Source organism: Psychrobacter sp. 72-O-c, assembly GCF_904846605.1.
Classification (GTDB): domain Bacteria; phylum Pseudomonadota; class Gammaproteobacteria; order Pseudomonadales; family Moraxellaceae; genus Psychrobacter.
Map to the genome: position 1 here is coordinate 1 of NZ_CAJHBI010000037.1, position 18,578 is coordinate 18,578.

General features: G+C 43.4%; 16 protein-coding genes and 1 tRNA gene. 4 read left to right on the forward strand and 13 right to left on the reverse strand.

The genetic code is table 11. The annotated features are described in order from the left end of the window. Positions 1-255 precede the first annotated feature (255 nt). The 4 genes from accD to JMX97_RS11735 all read right to left on the reverse strand — a co-directional run bounded on the left by accD (position 256) and on the right by JMX97_RS11735 (position 4,688). The gene (accD, locus tag JMX97_RS11720; RefSeq protein ID WP_201558381.1) at positions 256-1,209 is read right to left on the reverse strand and encodes an acetyl-CoA carboxylase, carboxyltransferase subunit beta; all 954 of its coding nucleotides are present in this window, start codon (positions 1,207-1,209) and stop codon (positions 256-258) included. A gap of 340 nt (positions 1,210-1,549) precedes the next feature. Next, the gene (gene trpA, locus JMX97_RS11725) at positions 1,550-2,374 is read right to left on the reverse strand and encodes a tryptophan synthase subunit alpha (protein ID WP_201558346.1); all 825 of its coding nucleotides are present in this window, start codon (positions 2,372-2,374) and stop codon (positions 1,550-1,552) included. Between the two features lie 167 nt (positions 2,375-2,541). Beyond that, on the reverse strand, positions 2,542-3,828 hold the full coding sequence (trpB, locus tag JMX97_RS11730; protein WP_227671585.1) for a tryptophan synthase subunit beta: 1,287 nt from the start codon (positions 3,826-3,828) through the stop codon (positions 2,542-2,544). A 179-nt stretch (positions 3,829-4,007) separates the two neighbouring features. Continuing rightward, the gene (locus JMX97_RS11735; RefSeq protein WP_201558348.1) at positions 4,008-4,688 is read right to left on the reverse strand and encodes a phosphoribosylanthranilate isomerase; all 681 of its coding nucleotides are present in this window, start codon (positions 4,686-4,688) and stop codon (positions 4,008-4,010) included. A 179-nt stretch (positions 4,689-4,867) separates the two neighbouring features. On the opposite strand from JMX97_RS11735, the gene JMX97_RS11740 reads away from it, so the two are divergent. Continuing rightward, a complete protein-coding gene (locus tag JMX97_RS11740; RefSeq protein WP_201558350.1) occupies positions 4,868-6,511 on the forward strand; it encodes a cryptochrome/photolyase family protein in 1,644 nt (547 codons plus the stop codon). Positions 6,512-6,605: 94 nt separating this feature from the next. Here the strand turns inward: JMX97_RS11740 and JMX97_RS11745 are convergent, their stop codons facing one another. Next, on the reverse strand, positions 6,606-7,370 hold the full coding sequence (locus tag JMX97_RS11745; protein ID WP_201558352.1) for a DUF4230 domain-containing protein: 765 nt from the start codon (positions 7,368-7,370) through the stop codon (positions 6,606-6,608). Positions 7,371-7,878: 508 nt separating this feature from the next. Between JMX97_RS11745 and JMX97_RS11750 the strand changes: the two genes are divergently transcribed. Continuing rightward, the gene (locus JMX97_RS11750; protein ID WP_201558354.1) at positions 7,879-9,597 is read left to right on the forward strand and encodes a proline--tRNA ligase; all 1,719 of its coding nucleotides are present in this window, start codon (positions 7,879-7,881) and stop codon (positions 9,595-9,597) included. 148 nt (positions 9,598-9,745) lie between these two features. On the opposite strand, the gene queF is transcribed toward JMX97_RS11750, so the two are convergent. From queF to JMX97_RS11770, 4 genes are all read right to left on the reverse strand, one after another. After that, positions 9,746-10,618 carry an NADPH-dependent 7-cyano-7-deazaguanine reductase QueF gene (gene queF / locus JMX97_RS11755; protein WP_201558356.1) on the reverse strand — a complete coding sequence of 291 codons (873 nt, stop codon included), beginning with the start codon at positions 10,616-10,618 and terminating at the stop codon, positions 9,746-9,748. A 276-nt stretch (positions 10,619-10,894) separates the two neighbouring features. Beyond that, positions 10,895-11,668, reverse strand: a complete 774-nt coding sequence (locus tag JMX97_RS11760) for an ABC transporter permease (protein WP_201558383.1) — start codon at positions 11,666-11,668, stop codon at positions 10,895-10,897. Positions 11,669-11,700: 32 nt separating this feature from the next. Next, positions 11,701-12,663, reverse strand: a complete 963-nt coding sequence (locus JMX97_RS11765; RefSeq protein ID WP_201558358.1) for an ABC transporter ATP-binding protein — start codon at positions 12,661-12,663, stop codon at positions 11,701-11,703. 252 nt (positions 12,664-12,915) lie between these two features. Further along, positions 12,916-13,590 (reverse strand): c-type cytochrome, encoded by a 675-nt coding sequence (locus JMX97_RS11770; protein ID WP_201558360.1) that lies wholly within the window; start codon positions 13,588-13,590, stop codon positions 12,916-12,918. Positions 13,591-13,949: 359 nt separating this feature from the next. On the opposite strand from JMX97_RS11770, the gene JMX97_RS11775 reads away from it, so the two are divergent. Further along, a tRNA-Arg gene (locus JMX97_RS11775) sits at positions 13,950-14,026 on the forward strand. 197 nt (positions 14,027-14,223) lie between these two features. On the opposite strand, the gene JMX97_RS11780 is transcribed toward JMX97_RS11775, so the two are convergent. Next, on the reverse strand, positions 14,224-14,586 hold the full coding sequence (locus tag JMX97_RS11780) for a hypothetical protein (RefSeq protein ID WP_201558362.1): 363 nt from the start codon (positions 14,584-14,586) through the stop codon (positions 14,224-14,226). A gap of 35 nt (positions 14,587-14,621) precedes the next feature. On the opposite strand from JMX97_RS11780, the gene JMX97_RS11785 reads away from it, so the two are divergent. Beyond that, the gene (locus JMX97_RS11785; protein ID WP_201558364.1) at positions 14,622-15,464 is read left to right on the forward strand and encodes an NAD-dependent deacylase; all 843 of its coding nucleotides are present in this window, start codon (positions 14,622-14,624) and stop codon (positions 15,462-15,464) included. Positions 15,465-15,520: 56 nt separating this feature from the next. On the opposite strand, the gene JMX97_RS11790 is transcribed toward JMX97_RS11785, so the two are convergent. The 3 genes from JMX97_RS11790 to JMX97_RS11800 all read right to left on the reverse strand — a co-directional run bounded on the left by JMX97_RS11790 (position 15,521) and on the right by JMX97_RS11800 (position 18,577). Beyond that, complete coding sequence (locus JMX97_RS11790; RefSeq protein WP_201558384.1) at positions 15,521-16,516, reverse strand: adenosine deaminase; 996 nt, start codon at positions 16,514-16,516, stop codon at positions 15,521-15,523. A gap of 273 nt (positions 16,517-16,789) precedes the next feature. Beyond that, positions 16,790-17,320, reverse strand: a complete 531-nt coding sequence (locus tag JMX97_RS11795; protein ID WP_201558366.1) for a TPM domain-containing protein — start codon at positions 17,318-17,320, stop codon at positions 16,790-16,792. A 96-nt stretch (positions 17,321-17,416) separates the two neighbouring features. Beyond that, a complete protein-coding gene (locus JMX97_RS11800) occupies positions 17,417-18,577 on the reverse strand; it encodes a TPM domain-containing protein (protein ID WP_201558367.1) in 1,161 nt (386 codons plus the stop codon). Position 18,578 lies beyond the last annotated feature (1 nt).

An 18,578-nucleotide genomic window follows, 5' to 3' on the forward strand; every position in this document is an offset into this window, starting at 1 on the left:
AATATTAAAGTCTTGGGCAACGCGGCGTACCGTTTGCCCTGCTGCAATCTTGCTTAATACGAGTTGTCGAAAATCATTTGAGTAGGTCATTTAGGTATTGTAGTTCTTTTTTGGTTTATTGACTATATAAAAAACCATGGCCCTCAAAAGCAAAAATAGCATTTACCGTTAAAATACGGTAAATGCTATTAAAGTCTTTGCTACCTTAAAACCAATGAATCAAATATAGATTGGCAGAAACAAATTAACAGAAACCTAGGCATCAACGTTCGGTTGACGGCATAGTTTTGCCAACAGACGATAAATGGTATCAATCATCTGATGACGATGTACCACCTCATCGACCACACCATGCTCTAACAAGAACTCCGCACGCTGGAACGGCTCTTCTAAGGTCTCGCGAACGGTCTGCTCAATCACGCGCTTACCCGCAAAGCCAATCATTGCTTTGGGCTCTGCTAAATGGATATCACCAAGCATGGCAAGAGAAGCAGTAACGCCGCCATAAACTGGATTGGTTAACACCACAATATAAGGCACGCCAGCAATTCTTAAGCGTTCAATAGCCGCACCAGTCCGTGCCATTTGCATTAACGACAATATACCTTCCTGCATACGCGCACCGCCGGATGCCGCAAAGCAAACCAATGGCACTCTATCCTTTAGCGCTTTTTCGGCTGCTTGCACAAAGCGATCGCCAACTACCGAGCCCATTGAGCCGCCCATAAAGCGGAAGTCAAAAGCACAAGCGACCACATCAAGATTACGAAGCTTACCATGCAAGACGATTAGTGCTTCGGTCTCGCCGGTTTTGGTCTGCGCCTCTTTCATACGTTGCGGATACGGCTTACTATCTACAAATCCTAGCGGATCTTTGGCAGTAAATTCTTGCCCAAGCTCGCCGTCTACTTGATCTAAAAGCCAATTCAAGCGCTCACGTGCAGTCATAGCCAAATGATGGTCACAATGCGGGCAGACATAGCAGTTGAAAATAAGCGCCGTATTGGTAATCATCGAATGACAGCTGGTGCATTCCGTTGACGGTTCGGTCTCTACTGCGGTCAGTGGTGCAGACAATTGCTGCTTAATACCCGGTACTGGGCGATTAAACCATGAGTGACCAGCGATATTATCATTCGCCGCCAGAGTAGCAGAGCTGTCATTTTGAGTATCAGGTGTTGTTATAGTGTCAGTCATATTATTCGCCATTATCGTCGGCTTATCGACAAGTTTGCTCATATACTTGTCGCTGAAAGTTAAATTAGGAGTTCAATCCAGTCATAACATGAGCCGTTATGAAGCACGCTTACCCGTAATTGTAACAATTTATACGTTATGTTAGTTTACACACGTAAACTAACTTTAGCAAAGTCATTCAATATTATCATTATAATTATTGATGCACTTTAATAAAAATTACTTCAATAAAGGGCACTTCCAAAAAGAGCACTCGACTCGACTATTAATACTCTATCACTGATGATAATTCGCAAGCTTTCAAAGCCGATAGTTTATTTTTATTAAACCGTTATCAGGCATAACTATTGATTTATGCGCTTAAACTGTCTAAAGCTTCGCGTAACTCATCCATTTTTACCATGATTTGTTGCTGAGCCGCCGCAACCGCGACTGCATCATCAGCATCTAGATCAGCGAAGTTTTGCACCAACGCGCTACCAACAATAATACCATCTGCATGAGCGCCAACGGCTTTGGCAGAGACACCATCACGAATACCAAAACCCACACATACAGGTAAGTCAGTTTGCGCTTTGATGGCTTGCACTTGGGTCGCCACATCATCGGTATCAAGCGTGGCTGAACCGGTCACCCCTTTTAATGACACATAATAAATATAACCACCGCAATGGGTTAATACTTGCTGACGACGATCAGCCAAAGTCGTTGGCGATAATAAGAAAATTTCATTCATAGAATGATCGGTTAAATGCTGGGTAAAGCTGCCCGCCTCGCTTGGCGGTAAGTCCACCATCAATAAGCCATCGACACCCGACTGCTCACATAGCGCGACGAAGTTATCATAACCGATAATCTCAACCGGATTAAGATAACCCATTAGGATAATTGGGGTTTGCGAATCTTGCTTACGGAATTCTTCGACCATCTTCAACGCTCCACGGGTACTAGTACCCGCAGCTAAAGCGCGTTCTCCAGCTAACGCTATTGTTGGACCATCAGCCATAGGGTCTGAAAACGGCAAGCCAATCTCAATCATATCTGCGCCATGCTTAACCAAGTCATGTAGCAAGCCTACGGTAGTTTTAGGATTGGGATCGCCTGCCATCACATAAGGAATTAAGGCTTTTTTGTTTTGGGATTTTAAAGTATCAAAGGTGGTTTCAATTCGGGTCATAGTGGTCTCTTATTATTTTTAAAAGTTTCACGCAATTGGCGGACTTTGAGCAGCGACTTTTTAGATAATCAGTAGCTAATAACTCGCATAGTTAGTATTGATTATCAAATAGGGCAATCACTAGTTATGCAATTACCCTATTTAAAATTACTACAGTCTATAGGACTCTAAAACTCAAGACCTTCCGCTTTCATAACAGAATGCAAATCTTTGTCGCCGCGACCAGACATATTAACAACGATAGTCTGGTCAGGAGTCATAGTTTTAGCAAGTTTAAGCGCATAAGCAACCGCATGAGCCGTTTCAAGCGCTGGGATAATACCTTCTTTACGCGTTGATTCATGGAAGCCAGCTAGCGCTTCTTTATCAGTACAACCGACATACTTCACACGCTTCATATCTTTTAAGAAGCTATGCTCAGGGCCAACACCTGGGTAATCAAGTCCCGCTGAGATAGAATGGGTTTCTTGAATCTGACCATCATCGTCTGCCATGAGATAAGTACGGTTGCCATGTAGGACCCCAATGCGTCCTGCCGCGAGTGGTGCTGAATGGCGACCGGTCTCGATACCATCACCAGTCGCTTCCACACCATACATTTCCACTTCAGTATCGTTTAGGAAGTCAAAGAATAGGCCAATAGCGTTAGAGCCACCACCGACACAAGCGACCAAGGCATCTGGTAATTTACCGGTTCTTTCTAAGTGTTGAATACGGGTTTCTTTACCAATAATCGCCTGAAAGTCACGTACTAACAGCGGATAAGGATGCGGACCTGCTACGGTACCGATAATATAATAAGTACTGTCAACGTTAGTGACCCAATCACGCATGGCTTCGTTCATCGCGTCTTTAAGCGTACGTGAACCAGAAGTCACTGGCACAACGGTTGCCCCTAGCAGACGCATACGATAGACATTCATCTTCTGGCGCTCGACATCATCGGCACCCATGTACACGATACATTCTAATCCCAAACGCGCTGCAATAGTCGCTGTTGCAACGCCATGCTGACCTGCGCCAGTTTCAGCAATAATACGTTTTTTACCACACATTTTGGCAAGTAATGCCTGCCCAATGGTGTTATTGACTTTATGCGCGCCCGTATGGTTTAGGTCTTCACGTTTAAAATAAATTTGCGCCCCACCCACTTCATCGCTCAAGCGCTTAGCATGATAGAGCGGGGTTGGGCGACCGACATAATTAACCAAATCAGTATGATATTCTTCCCAAAATGCGGGATCGGTTTTTACTTTGGTATACAACGCTTCCAGCTCTTCTAACGCTGCCATCAAGGTTTCAGAGACAAAGCGTCCACCGTGTACCCCAAAATGCCCGCGAGCATCAGGATATTGGTTAAAGTCTTTAACATCTTTTGGATTGGTAAAGGTATTGATAGATTGTTCGGTAGCAGATGAAGCATCAGTTGCATTTTTGCTGTCGACATGACTCATGATAATTCCTACGATAGATGGTGTTTTTTAATATAGATATGAGGGAGGGCTAACATTTACAACAAACGGAATGAGAACCAAGTAGAGAAACAAATGCTAGGCAGTGTTAAAGCTAAAAATGGGTAGTTTTGCCCTATTTAACTCAAACTAATATTTCCTTCACACCAGTTTCCTTCACACTAAATGGTTTCAAGAATAGCGTCGCTTTGCCATCGATCACGTTTGACCGCTTTCATAAAGGCACGCATCTTAGCGCTGTCTTTTTTGCCTTTATCATGCTCGATACCGCCACTGACATCGACGCCATAGATCGGTAAATCTGAAGTCGCTGCAATGTTTTGGGCATCTAAGCCACCGGCCAAAATAACAGGTAATGAGCTGTTTTGAGGAATCAAACTCCAGTCAAAGCGCGCGCCCGTACCGCCGTATTTATTAGGATGATAGGCATCAAGCAAAATACTGCTAGCACCGGCAGCGGCAAAGCGCTCTATTTGTGCTTTTACGCTATCCATGCTGTTCAGGTCACCTTGGTCAGTATTGATACGTAGGGCTTTGATCCAACGCTTATTGACCGCGCCTGCTAACTGCTGGCATTGCTCAGGGGTCTCATCACCGTGGAATTGGATGATATCAAAGGCGACATTATCAGCAAGCTCGACCAGCTCGTCATGGGGCATATTGACCACTAAGGCCACCACACTGACAAAGGCGGGTAGCGCTGCACTGAGTGTTTGTGCCTGAGCTTGCGTCACCGCACGTGGACTTGGCGGATAAAACACTAAGCCTACCGCATCAACACCCAACTGGGCAGCAGTATAAATATCGGCAAGCTGGGTAAAACCGCAAAACTTAACGTGCATTTTATGACCTTAAATATGACCTTAACAATCAGTAAGGATTGATTATAAATTATAATGAGCCATTAATCATAAGAAATGGTGATAATTTGTTAATTAAATGCCAAATAAATTGCATCCAAAAACTTATCCTAGCATACTTTTATTCATAGTTTTGTTTGTGATAAGAAAAAGGATGACTCATGCCCATAACCACGCTGCCTACTGGCAATACCGACACTGATGTAGCCTCTGATACCCTACCTATCCAGCCACACTATTTGATGTGGTTTCGTCGTGACTTGCGAGTTCACGATAATACCGCGCTTGCTGCACTTTGCGAACGAGCGCGGACAGATAATGCTTTGGTAACAGCGCTGTTCTTTTGTACCCCTGAACAGTGGCAAGCTCACGATACCTCATTACTACAGGTGGATTTGATTGCGCGTACGCTGCCCAAACTGGCGGCAGACTTGCAGAAGCAATTGAATATCCCTTTGACAGTGCAAGTCTGTGAAAACTTCGATGACTGCACGAATACTATTATCGAGATGTGTGAGCTTAAGCATATCAGCTGCGTGATGGCCAATCATGAATATGAAGGTAGAGAGATTGCACGTGATGAACAATTGAATAAGCAACTTGCAAAAAACGATATTGAATTTATACGCTGGCATGACCAATGTATCCTACCGCCTAATAGCATCACCACCAATGATGACAGCATGTATCAGGTGTTCACCCCATTTTATAAAAAGTGGCGGCAGACCTTAGATATCAGCTCCCTTCAACTTCATGACGCACAAGCAGTCAATACCAATAACAGCTTAAACCAAAGGACCCAATCCAATAATAAACCGCTTAATCTAACCCAAATAACTGCCAACGCCAATACCGCTGAGAGCATAGAAACCTTAAGTAAAGAGCTGGTCAAGGACTATCAAAAGCGATTAGAAGCGATCCAAACCCCTGCATCATTAGACAACATTGACGGCGACGCCCAGCTTACTCAGGCACGTACAGCTTATCCAGCTGGTGAAATCGAAGCTTGTCATCGTTTAGATCAATTTATCGCTACTGATATTGATAACTATGATGTCAGCCGTGACGTGCCCAGCTTGCACGCAACCAGCCAGCTATCGGCTTATCTCACTATTGGCTCAATAAGTGCCCGCCATTGCTATTTGCAAGCGACTAAAGCACTACAAAGTGGGAGCGATAATATAGATACAAATCGTTGGATAAGCGAGCTGGCATGGCGTGATTTTTATCGTCATGTGTTATCTGATAAGCCGGAACTCATTCGTCATCATGCTTATAAAAAAGAGACAGATAGCCGTATTAATTGGTCATATAATCAGGATGATTTTGATGCTTGGTGTGCTGGCAAGACTGGTGTTCCGTTAGTAGATGCGGCGATGCATTGTCTCAATGCCACTGGCTTCATGCACAATCGTCTGCGCATGGTTACAGCGATGTTTTTGACTAAGGATTTACTTATTGATTGGCGCTGGGGAGAGCGTTATTTTATGCAACAGCTGATAGATGGCGACTTTGCGTCTAACAATGGTGGCTGGCAATGGAGTGCCTCAACTGGTACAGACTCTGCACCCTACTTCCGTATTATGAACCCTTTTAGCCAAGCTAAGACTCACGATCCTGACGCTGAGTTTATCAAAACTTGGCTACCTGAGCTAAAAGATATTCCTACCAGCATTTTGCATAGCGAGGATAAGATGCGTAAAGAGTTAGCAAAGGGTGGTAAGTTTGCCAAAATTGATTATCCAGAACCGATGGTAGAACACAAAGCTGCACGGCAACTGGCCATCGCTGAATTTAAAAACTGAATTCAAAAAAGGCTTCAAACGGTTTGATTCCATCTGAAGCCCAATTAACCAAGCTATTAAGTCGTTTTCAGCTCTATGATGTTACTCTCATACATTATGACGTTGCCGATGGCATCTGACAGGCGCCCGCACCTTGGGTAGTCACCGTAACTACTGCACCCGTTAAAGAAAACAACTGCTGCAGCTGATTTTGAGCATTTTGTAGTGCCATGTTCATAACATCACCACGACAGGCACGCTCAAGAACTTCTTTTTTGGCCATACTTTGCGCTTGCGCTAAGATTTTAGGATCAACTTGCATCATGCCAAAAGCGCCCGTTTGCCAGTCGTAAATCTCAATATCGTCTAAATAGACGGCAAATATCTCTGAAGGTGGCAGGGTAATATTAATCTGCGGCATGATCGAAATCGGTGTAGTAGTATCAGCAGCTGGAGCATCATCTGTATCAGCCTTAAGAGGAACTGTAGGCTGCACCACTCGTACCATCTCAGGGGATAGTGCGCTCAAGTCAATACCAGCTTGAACGCGTCCACGAGCAATAAATAGCCCTTTTTGCTCATCCTGCCACAGCTTCATCCAGCTGCCCGGGCGTTTGCTAGTAATCACCGTATCAACACTAAAAGCCACCGTCTGTAGGCGATTCAACTGCTGTATTTGCGTCACCACACCCTCACGAGTAATGGTTTCGATAGGTTCTTCTGGTTCAGGGTTCTGCGCAATATAAATAGCAACGACTAATGCCGCTAAACCGACAATCAATAACAACCACGACATCATTGCAATAGGTTTTTTCGATTGAGGAGTCTTATTAGAAGCGGCGCTAGGATCATCAGGTATCCTATTATCAGAAGTTTTCATGTATGCGACCTTTTAGGTTATCGAGACACTCATAAAACCCTTATGAACATTATGAATGAAAAATAAGTAATATCATATAAATAATGATTTTGCCGATAAGTTCAAGGAATAACTACTAATTTTCTACACAATTGCTTATAAAAGTACATAGATAACTTACAGTACAATGCGTCAGAAATCAGTCAATAATCCTGCTATTTTTGGGCCTACTCCAACCTTTCTGTACCGTTCTGCTGGAAAAGTTAAAAAGTCATTGCGTCTTAGGCAAAGTTTACCTAACATAGTCAGATTGTATCGATAAAATATCGACATAAATTTATTTATCAGGTTTACAAGACGTTAAGTGGGCTAAATATTGATATATAGATCAAAGTTTAGCCCCTTGTTATTGTGCCTATAGGCAGTAGTTATAACGGCAAGATTACGGCGGTCATCAAACCATTGACCAAATGCTCGGCCTTCTACTACTTATTTTTTATTTTATCGTTGATAAGGTTATGCTTTATTTATGAAAGCCAGTCAGTTTTTGTTTGCCACGCTAAAAGAGACCCCAAGTGATGCCGATATCGCCTCAAGCCAACTGATGGTGCGGGCCGGTCTTATTCGTAAAATCGCTTCAGGATTATATATTTGGTTGCCCATGGGGCTACGCATCTTACAAAAGGTCGAACGTATTGTTCGCGAAGAGATGCAAAATGTCGGCGCGCAAGAAGTGCTGATGCCCATGACTCAACCTGCCGAGCTTTGGCAAACGACCGGACGTTTTGACGATTATGGTCCTGAGTTATTACGCTTTAAAGACCGCCATGATCGTGATTTTGTGCTGGGTCCTACCCATGAAGAAGTGATTACTAACTTGGCACAAGGCGAGTTACGTAGTTATAAGCAGCTACCGATTACCTTCTTTCAGATTCAAGGTAAGTTTCGTGATGAGATTCGGCCACGGTTTGGGGTAATGCGCGCACGCGAATTCACCATGAAAGACGCTTATTCATTTCACGTTGATCAGGCGTCATTGGCGAAGACTTATCATGACATGTATGACGCCTATACGCGGATCTTTACCCGTCTAGGGCTCGATTTCCGTGCCGTACAAGCAGATACTGGCTCTATTGGCGGCTTTGCCTCACATGAGTTCCATGTACTAGCAGATAGTGGTGAGGATGATATTGCCTTTTCAGACTCATCTGACTATGCGGCGAACGTTGAGCTTGCCGAATCAGTTAGCACCGCTGAACGTCAACCATCCAAAATGGCACGTGAAAACGTATTAACAGAAGATATGACCACTTGTAAAATGGTTGCTGAACATTTGGATGTGCCACTAGCAACCACAGTCAAAACCCTCATCGTACATGGTCATACCGAAGACGAAAAGCCGCAGCTCATTGCTATTGTTTTGCGCGGAGATCATCAACTAAATACCATCAAAGCAGAAAAAATCGAAGAAGCTAACGTTCCGCTCACTCTAGCCTCCGATGAAGAATTAAGAGCGGCTGGTCTGCATAAAGGTTACATTGGTGTTGACTTAGATATGCCTGTTTTTGTTGATCGTTCAGCGGCTACCTTGTCAGATTTTGTGACTGGTGCCAACGTGATCAATAAACACACTATTGGTATGAACTGGGCACGAGACGCGAGTATCACTCGTATTGTTGATGTGCGTAACGTAAAAGAGGGTGACCCCTCTCCTGATGGCAAAGGATCGCTAAGAATCAAACGCGGCATCGAAGTTGGTCATATTTTCCAGTTGGGTGATAAATACTCGCAAGCAATGAATTGTAGGGTTTCAGGCGAAGATGGCAAGCCTGTTACTTTAATGATGGGCTGCTACGGTATTGGCGTTAGTCGTATTATTGCCGCCGCTATCGAACAAAATTATGATGAAGCTGGCATCATGTGGCCGTCAACGCCCAACGTTACGGACTCTCTCGCACCATTTGAAGTAGCTATTGTGCCGATGAAATCCAAAGAAGATACGGTCATGCAAACGGCTACAGCGCTATACGAGGAGCTAAAGGCGCTTGGTATCAACGTCTTGTTAGATGATCGCAACGAACGTCCTGGCGTTAAGTTTGCGGATCTTGAGCTGATTGGTATTCCGCATCGTATCGTGGTCTCTGATCGCAATCTTGCTGAAGAGAAATACGAGTACGTCAATCGCCGTGATAATGAAAAGCTAATGCTAAGCCGTGAAGAAGTTTTAGCAAAAGTAAGCAATAAATAGTTTAACAAAACAACCTCAGCTAATAAAAAAGCGCCTATCTCATTAAATGAAATAGGCGCTTTTTTTGTGTTTAATAATTCAGTTGAAAATTACCGAAATCATATAAAGATGATTATTGTCTTACAAACCTGCTTCCTCACCAACTAAGTTATTGACGAATCAATCGGCTCGGCGCTGGCAATAATGACCACTCACTGACGCGGCAAGGATTAATATCGATACCACCCCGGCGTGTGTACCATGCGCGTACCATCAGTTTGCTTGGCTCGTAATATTGGCTTAAATCGGCAAATATCTGCTCCACACACTGCTCATGAAAGCCATTATGCTGACGGAAGCTTAAAATATAACGTAGCATAGCGGCATTATCAACTGCGCCTGTGCTGGTCATAGTGACCGCTAAAGTGCCCCAATCCGGCTGATTGGTCACCGGGCAATTACTCCGCAACAGATTAGAATAAAAAACATATGGCTGCTTGTCGTTATCGTTCTTTTTAACAGCACTAGATTCTACTTTATTACCATTCAGCAACGACGCATCAGGATGAATACTTAGCCCTACTTTATCCGTACTATCTGCTAGCGCGTTATCAATACAAACGCCCTCAGGCTGACTAATTAACAGCCCTGACTGAGCATCGGCTAATGTAAATAACTCGAATTGTACGTCTGTTTGTACGCAAGCTGATAAGTCTTTTGCAACCAAAGCTTGTACTTCTTGCCAGCTGTCAAATTCGGTAAAGTTAATACTGTTGAGATACAACTTCAACGATTTGGACTCAACAATATAAGGCGAGCTGGCAGGAATACTAAAGCGTGCCAGCGCCACCTGTGAGATACCTTGCGGATTGAGCCACGACATCTCAAACGCATGCCACCAATCTACCCCAACCGTCAACTTATCTGTCTGCCAACCAATGGCATCACGCCCAATACTACGGGCAATAGGATATAACGTTTGCGGGCTATATTCGGTAGGATAATCGGTAGTTTGCTCGCCTAAAATACCATGAATGCTCATTCGTACTTCCTCGTAATACAGTTATTCTACTCTAAAACGGATACAGTAAGCAGGGCTGTGAGAAATTTTCGAAGCCTCTGGAGTGGCGTAACAGCCGCACAGCAAGTGAGAAAATTTTGCCAGCCTTGTAAGTTTATGACCCGTATCTATTTTATTTAGTATTCACCATACCTAATTTTTATTAATATTATCCGTTACTGTTATTTATTACTAACTATCAATAGTTATCTATTACCAACGTTACTCTCTATAACTTTTAGTTAGGTCAATATTTCTCTACAAGCGAATCCGCGAGCCATTACTCAGTAGTCGATAAGAGATAGTATAAAACACCACGCAAAATACAAAAATGGCCACCATCGAATACCAAACGTTGACATCAGAATGACCGAGGATACCGTAACGGAATGCGTTAACCATATAGACGATAGGATTCAATAGTGAGACGTTGTACCAAAATGTAGACAAGTTTTCCATCGAATAAAAAACCCCGCCAAGAAAGGTCAGCGGTGTCAGTACAAAGCTTGGAATAATAGTGATGTCATCAAATGAGCGTGCGTAGGCCGCATTGATAAAGCCGCCAAGCGAGAACAAGATAGACGTTCCAAGCACCGTAAATATAGTGACAAATAGGTGCTCAATACCCAGCTTAGTAAAGAATAGCGCGACAATAGAGACAATAAGAGCAATAATCAAACCGCGGAAAATACCGCCACCGATGTAACCCATTAATATGGCGTGCTTAGAAACTGGAGATACTAACAGCTCTTCAATACTGGCTGTAAATTTAGCACTAAAAAAGCTCGATACCACGTTAGAATAACTATTGGTAATCACCGCCATCATAATGAGCCCCGGGACGATAAACTGCATGTACGGTACGCCGCCCATCTCCCCTACCCGCGAACCAATCATCTTACCAAAAATGACAAAGTATAAAGCCATAGTAATAACTGGTGGCAACAGGGTTTGTGGCCAAATACGCAGAATTCGACGAATCTCTTTTACTAATATAGTTTGAAAAGCAATCCATCTTTTGGCCCAAGACATGGTCTCATTAGGATCTATAGTTACTGGCTGTCTCATAACCCTGCCTCCTTCATACTGTCCTCACTCTGAACATTTTTGTCTACTAGCCGCATAAATAACTCCTCTAGACGGTTAGACTTGTTACGCATGCTGGCAACCTCAATTTCAAGTTTGGTGAGCTGCTCAAAGACACAGTTGAGAGTCTCGCCTTTACTCAAGGTCACTTCCACAGTTAGCTCATCAGGCTGGACAATCTCTGTTACCTTATCAATGACTAAAGGCTGAGTAAGCGGTTGAGTCAAATCTAACACAAAGGTCTCAACCGACAATTGCGCCAGCAAGTCTTTCATTTCAGTATTAATACGAATCTCACCATGATCCAAAATCGCAATACGCTTACACAGCTGCTCAGCTTCTTCTAAATAGTGAGTGGTGAGAATAATAGTAGTATTTTCTTCAATATTAATTTGCTGCATGAATTCCCACATCGAGCGGCGCAATTCAATATCAACCCCAGCGGTTGGCTCATCAAGAATTAACAGCTTGGGCTTATGAATCAACGCGCGAGCAATCATCAAGCGTCGTTTCATACCGCCAGATAACTCGCGCGATTTGCTGTCTCGTTTATCCCATAAACCCAAGGCTTTGAGTAAACGCTCGGCACGTGGTTTTGACTCTTTAGCAGAAATACCAAAATAACCTGCTTGGGTTATCAGAATATCTTCTACTTTTTCAAACATGTTGAAGTTGAATTCTTGCGGTACTATGCCTAAATACTGCTTAGCCACCGAAGGATTGGCTAATAGATCAGCACCAAAAATATGCACACTACCATTAGTCGGTTGAAACAAAGAGCTGATAATACCAATCATCGTTGATTTACCTGCCCCATTTGGCCCCAGTAGCGCAAAAAAACCACCTTGCGGCACGGTTAAAGTGACATTTTTTAACGCCGAAAACCCGTTGTCATAAGTTTTGGATAAATTCTGGACGGAAAGCGCTGGTACCTCAGACATGAATACCTCTATTGGATTATAAAATTCATTTTTAGGATGGATGATGTAATGTCTTAAAATAAGGTTACGATTGGCAAATTTCAACCACGCTTTAATGCAAGCACAACATTAATAATATCAATCATAAAAAAAGCACCTATCTCATAGACTGAAATAGGCACTTTACAAGTTGGTCACTCATATCATAAATAAGCAATTTCATCTGTTATTGAATAACATCAGACATAGATCAAAATATGAATAGCAATCAGACTAACTGGATTCACTCACCATATAATCTACTGCATTTTGAACTTCTTCGTCAGGAATATCGGCACCACCTTTAGCTGGCATAGCGTTGAAACCATTGATAGCATGCGTATACAGGGTCTCTTTGCCCTTAGCAATACGTGGTCCCCAAGCGCCCACATCACCAAAAATTGGTGAACCAAGCAAGCCCGCTGTGTGACAGGTCTGACAAACAGCATTATATACCGTACTACCATCACGGGGGCCGTCCCCCGCTGAAGGGCCAGACGAGCGCACAGTCACATTGCAAATATCACCTTCTTCAAAACACACTTGGCCAACAGGCTGAATACGTGCAATTAAATTGGGATATAAGGCAATTAGTTTTTGCACTTGTGGGGTATCGACAGGGATAGGTTCTTCGTCAGCAGCAGGTGCAGCTTGTGCAGTTTCTTCAGCAGGAGCGGCATCGTCTGGAGCGGCGGCGGCTTGCGCAGTCTCGTCAACAGCAGCACCTGTGGTGTCGGCGGCAGCCTGTACATCATCACCTAGCACTTCAGGAGCGTTATCAACAGCGTCCTGCGCTTCTGCTACATCAGAGACAGCTACAGGCGTATCTGCGACATCTTCAGCTTGGCTCACCGCGATACTAGCGATTCCTAGAATGGCAGCTGCCGATAACATCACTACTTTTCTCATTCGTCACGTTCTCTTATTACGTATACAAGGGGCTGGCACAACTTCAACGTCCTGTTTGTCCACCTTTGATAACGTACGGTCATCAATAGCAAACGGGCGTTAGGTCAGCGGGCACAATTGTAATCGGTGATCATCAAGGGTCATTCTCCCTGACATTATAAGGGAAAAGAGGGGTGGATTGCCATGCCTGTTTGCTGACTATGTTGTTTTTTCTGAAAAAACCTCAATAGCTGGACTCGCTGATTGGCTTTTTGGCTTTTATTTGTTAAACTAAGCGGTCTTTATTTTTTGACCTACTTCAAAATATTAACCATTAATCGGCAGTATTTTGAATAGTACACTATAAATAGTCACATCATGCGTTCGTAGCTCAGTTGGATAGAGTATCGGTCTCCGAAGCCGAGGGTCGTGGGTTCGATTCCCGCCGAGCGCACCATTTCTTTAACTTGTCTTATCCTCGCGCCACCTGTTCCTTATCTAGTATTACCTCTAAAACTCTTTAGCAACTTCTATATTAATAAAAATCAAGGATTGGGAGATGTCATGACTGTTTTTTACATGGCTACATTGTTTCTTGCATCTGCATTCTGGGTGATAGTGACCATTTGGCTACTACTAAAACGATAAGCAACCCTACTCCGCATCTTGCAAATTAGTGCTCAGCTGAGTACGGCTAGGTGTGCGATGATAATTAATAATAGGCACGTCACCTAAACGGCGCTGACCGGTAGCGAGCTTTTTATCAAGGGTAATCATCGCGATTTTTTTGCCCTGCTTGATGACGAGTAAATGATTGTTCTTACGGGTCACGCGATAGTCAGGAAAATATTGTTTAAGTATGGCAGCCGTTTTTTGTAGGCCATCAGTAGGAGATATTTTTGCACGCGAAGATGCCTTGGTTTTATCATCACTTTTAGCACCGTGCATATAGGCCAGTAGCCACAAACCGGCAACCACCGCTAGCAATATGACAAGCCACCAAATTCCGTCTATCATAGGGTTATGCATCCATTATTAGCAAGGGTTAAGCTATGTTAGCAGAATTGTCGTCAGAATTAATCGTTGAAGTGCAGCGCACTGCCAAATTATTAGTCGCAAAGCAGCGCATTTGTGTCTTGACCGGAGCAGGGGTTTCGGCAGAAAGTGGCATTCCTACTTTTCGAGATAAGCAAACCGGTTTATGGTCGCAATATCGTGCTGAGGATTTGGCGACTTGTACAGCCTTTGCACGTGATCCCCAGTTGGTGTGGTCTTGGTACCAGTGGGGTCGGCAACTGGTGTCTGATAAAACACCCAATCCAGCCCACCACGCCCTTGCACAATGGCAACAGCACGCTGGATTAAAAAATCAACAACTGACTATAGTTACTCAAAACGTTGATGACTTACACGAACAAGCCGACAGTACCGTAACCCATCTACATGGTCATCTCTGGCGTAATCGCTGTAGCCAGTGTGATATGCCTCATAACGGTGTTTCTAATAGTAAAAGTTTCAACCGTGTTACTTCTAATAGGAACAGCTCTGATAATAGCTCTACCGCCCACAATTATAATGAAAAATTATTAAATTGCACGGATTGCGGTGGTTATATTAGACCCGATATTGTCTGGTTTGGTGAGTCGTTACCTAGTGAGGCATGGCAAACGGCAGAAAATGCTGCCGCTAATTGTGAGGTATTTATAAGTATTGGCACCTCCAGTCTGGTCTATCCTGCGGCTGGACTTGCCCAAATAGCAAAACAAAACGGTGCTAAGATTATTGAAATAAATCCCAATCCGACGCCCAATACCGTAGTTGACATCACCCTAGTAGCGAATGCTGGAGTTGTGATGCCGCAACTGTTTAGTCAAATCAGCGTCCTGTTGTCATAGCAATATATAAGATTTTTAACGCAATACCCAACAGCAATACTAGGCCAAAAATTTTGTTATATCGCTGCATCGACTTTAGCTAAATACTCATTTTTTAAGTCATTATCTATAAATGAAGATTTAAAGGAGTTTTTTACCAAAGTAATTATATCGTCTTCTGTTATTGGTAGGTTCTCGCATAAGTTTATAAAGTTCTGATTTATATAGCCTTTAAAATAGGCAGGATCATCTGAATTGACACTTATATTTAAGCCATAATCTAAAAGCTCTTTTATATTGTGTTCTTTATAGGTTTGAAAAACCTTTAGCTCAATATTTGAATTCGGGCAAACGGTAAGAGGCATTTGTTCCTCTTTTAGCCTTTTCATAAGCTCTGGGCTTTTAATAGATTGAACGCCATGGTCGATTCTATCAATAGCCAATAAATCTAAAGCTTCATAAATATAGGTAAAATCAGCTTCTTCACCAGCATGAGCGACCAATTTAAAGCCTTGTTCTTTGGCTTTTTTAAATACTGCTTTAAACTTTGAGGGAGGGTTTCCGAGTTCTGATGAATCGAGACCTACGCCAATAATATCTTCTTTAAATCTCAAAGACTCTTCTAAAGTTTCAAAGGCTTCTTGTTGCGATAAATGCCTTAAAAAACACAGGATAATACAAGAGGTAATGCCATACTTTTCTTTTGCATCAGCCAGAGCTTCTTTGATTCCTGTAATTACCGTTTCGAAAGGTATTCCCCTTGAAGTGTGGGTTTGTGGATCAAAAAATATTTCAGTATGGATGATATTATTTTCAACACATTTTAGTATATATTCCCAAGTTAGATCATAAAAATCATCTTTGGTAATAAGTACATTGGCACCAGCGTAATATATATCTAGAAAGGTTTGTAAATTGGTAAAGTTATATGCATTTCGCACATCTTCTATACTCTCATAGGGAATCTCTACATTGTTCTTTTTAGCCAACCTAAACATTAGCTCGGGCTCCAGTGAGCCTTCAATATGTAAATGAAGTTCAGCTTTTGGCAATCTTTTGATTAAGTCAATCATGTGGCTCCAGTCGTGTTTTTTATTTCGGTTAAAAATTTCATTATTTTCTGGTTTCATACAAGTCTTTGCAAAAGTTTGTTTTTTCTGATGTAGGTTGAAGTGATGTTATAGTCGATTCAAAATAAAAAAGAGTAACTTATAGCAACGTGCTACTGGTATAAATTTTTCTGGCGTGCTGTTCGCAAGCGTGACAGAGGCTGCAAAACGTTTGTTACAGTAGCATCCCAGTAGCACTGTACCGTTTCCAAACTCGATTAACTATAACAATCAAAGCTACTTTAGAAATACCACGGTATCAGACAACTCATTACCCGACGGATTGTCCTCAAGATAATAGTATTGACCCAATAGCTGTCCAACCTCGTCTAATAAATCAGTCAAACTCTCTTCCGTTTTTTGGTTGGCGATACCTGCCACCGCTTTGTCACACATCGCTCGCCATACGGTTGGACTGACGTGCGCACTTATACCGCGGTCAGCAACGATATCTAAGCTTTGTTCACAGATATTCACATAGACTAAGACACCGGTATTTTCTTCGGTATCCCATACCTGATATTCACTGAATAAGTCAATAGCGCGCGTGCGGCAGTTAATATGGTAAGCCTCTTGGATAGGCAAATTATTTTCTATCACTAAGAATATTTCACCGCGGTGCCCACGCTCTGCTTTGGTCACTTTGGTCGTCAAACGCGCTTTGGCCTCTGATGTCAGCCATCTGCTATGCAGCATCGGGACAAACAAGACTTGTCGCCACCAGCGGGCAAAACTTGCCTGTGATGAGGGTAAGTTGTTTTGTGCCATTATATTATTTCCTCAAGTACGTTATTGCTGACTGCAATCTAATAAATATGGCCTAGTAAATACTATCACCTAGTAAATATAGCCTAATGAATGAGTCTACCACGAACCGCCAGCACCGCCGCCGCCGAAGCCGCCACCACCACCACCGAAACCTCCGCCGCCAAATCCGCCGCCACTACTACCGCCACCTAAGCCCGGCAGGAAGACCATGCCGCCGCCGCGGCCTCCACGACCACCGCCTGAACCACGCGAAATTAAAAACAGCCACAAAAATATGGCCATGATAATGGTCATAAAGAAGCCGCCGCCCAAGGCTAATGAGCCGGCAAAAAATCCACCAGCGGTCAAAATAGAGCCAAATATTCGGCCAAAGATACTGGTTATAAAGCTGCCAAATATCATAGCCATAACGAATAAAGCAATCGAAGATGGGTTTTCATCTTCTCCTTGCTGAGTACTGCGCTCAGCGGCCTGCGCATCGGCACGGGCCAATACTTCAGGATCTGCATTTAAACGAGTCTCAAGAGCACTAATACCCGCAGTAAGGCCAGCAGCATAGTCATTCTGCTTAAAAAGTGGGGTAATATCCTCACGAATAATGCGATTAAGCACAGAATCTGGCATCACACCCTCTAACCCATAACCGCTTAAGATATAGATTTCACGATCATTGACTGCCAACACAATTAACAAGCCGTCATCGATGTCTTTATCACCCAGCTGCCATTTGTCTGCCACTTGCAACGCATAATCAAATATTGGTAGACCGTCAGTAGTCGGTACAATAACGACCGCCGCTTGAGCTAGGCCTTGCTGATAAATCCTATTCAGCTGCTCAGTCAAGCGTTGTTTTTGCTGGGCCGTTAAGATATTGGCCTGATCAACGACCGGTTCGTTCAATATCAGTTTATTGGCATCGATAGTAGCCGCACTCGACTGAACAGGCGGTAAAGGGGTGGCAGATTTGGGTTGTGCATCAGCCCCGTTTGTATTATCGGCAGCCGCATTGGGGTTCAAAGCCTCGTTGCCAAGCACTGCCTCATTAATGGCCTCATTGCCCAACACTGCATCATTGATGGCCTCATTGGCCTCACCTGCTTTGGCCAAGGCCACGAAATCCTCAACACTACGATTTTGCATATCCGAGGTGCTATCAGCAGCGACAGCAGCGTCATTCGGAGCGGCATACAGCGCAGATCCACTACTGGCACCGATCGTGAATAGTAATGCCGATACGATTGCTTTTGAATTATTCATC

Coding starts and splice junctions, on each gene's coding strand:
- trpB (WP_227671585.1), bottom strand. CDS start 3,828: ATGAGTCATGTCGACAGCAAAAATGCAACTGATGCTTCATCTGCTACC.
- JMX97_RS11745 (WP_201558352.1), bottom strand. CDS start 7,370: ATGAAAACTTCTGATAATAGGATACCTGATGATCCTAGCGCCGCTTCT.
- JMX97_RS11740 (WP_201558350.1), top strand. CDS start 4,868: ATGCCCATAACCACGCTGCCTACTGGCAATACCGACACTGATGTAGCC.
- JMX97_RS11770 (WP_201558360.1), bottom strand. CDS start 13,590: ATGAGAAAAGTAGTGATGTTATCGGCAGCTGCCATTCTAGGAATCGCT.
- JMX97_RS11760 (WP_201558383.1), bottom strand. CDS start 11,668: ATGTCTTGGGCCAAAAGATGGATTGCTTTTCAAACTATATTAGTAAAA.
- queF (WP_201558356.1), bottom strand. CDS start 10,618: ATGAGCATTCATGGTATTTTAGGCGAGCAAACTACCGATTATCCTACC.
- accD (WP_201558381.1), bottom strand. CDS start 1,209: ATGGCGAATAATATGACTGACACTATAACAACACCTGATACTCAAAAT.
- trpA (WP_201558346.1), bottom strand. CDS start 2,374: ATGACCCGAATTGAAACCACCTTTGATACTTTAAAATCCCAAAACAAA.
- JMX97_RS11750 (WP_201558354.1), top strand. CDS start 7,879: ATGAAAGCCAGTCAGTTTTTGTTTGCCACGCTAAAAGAGACCCCAAGT.
- JMX97_RS11765 (WP_201558358.1), bottom strand. CDS start 12,663: ATGTCTGAGGTACCAGCGCTTTCCGTCCAGAATTTATCCAAAACTTAT.
- JMX97_RS11800 (WP_201558367.1), bottom strand. CDS start 18,577: ATGAATAATTCAAAAGCAATCGTATCGGCATTACTATTCACGATCGGT.
- JMX97_RS11780 (WP_201558362.1), bottom strand. CDS start 14,586: ATGATAGACGGAATTTGGTGGCTTGTCATATTGCTAGCGGTGGTTGCC.
- JMX97_RS11735 (WP_201558348.1), bottom strand. CDS start 4,688: ATGCACGTTAAGTTTTGCGGTTTTACCCAGCTTGCCGATATTTATACT.
- JMX97_RS11785 (WP_201558364.1), top strand. CDS start 14,622: ATGTTAGCAGAATTGTCGTCAGAATTAATCGTTGAAGTGCAGCGCACT.
- JMX97_RS11795 (WP_201558366.1), bottom strand. CDS start 17,320: ATGGCACAAAACAACTTACCCTCATCACAGGCAAGTTTTGCCCGCTGG.
- JMX97_RS11790 (WP_201558384.1), bottom strand. CDS start 16,516: ATGATTGACTTAATCAAAAGATTGCCAAAAGCTGAACTTCATTTACAT.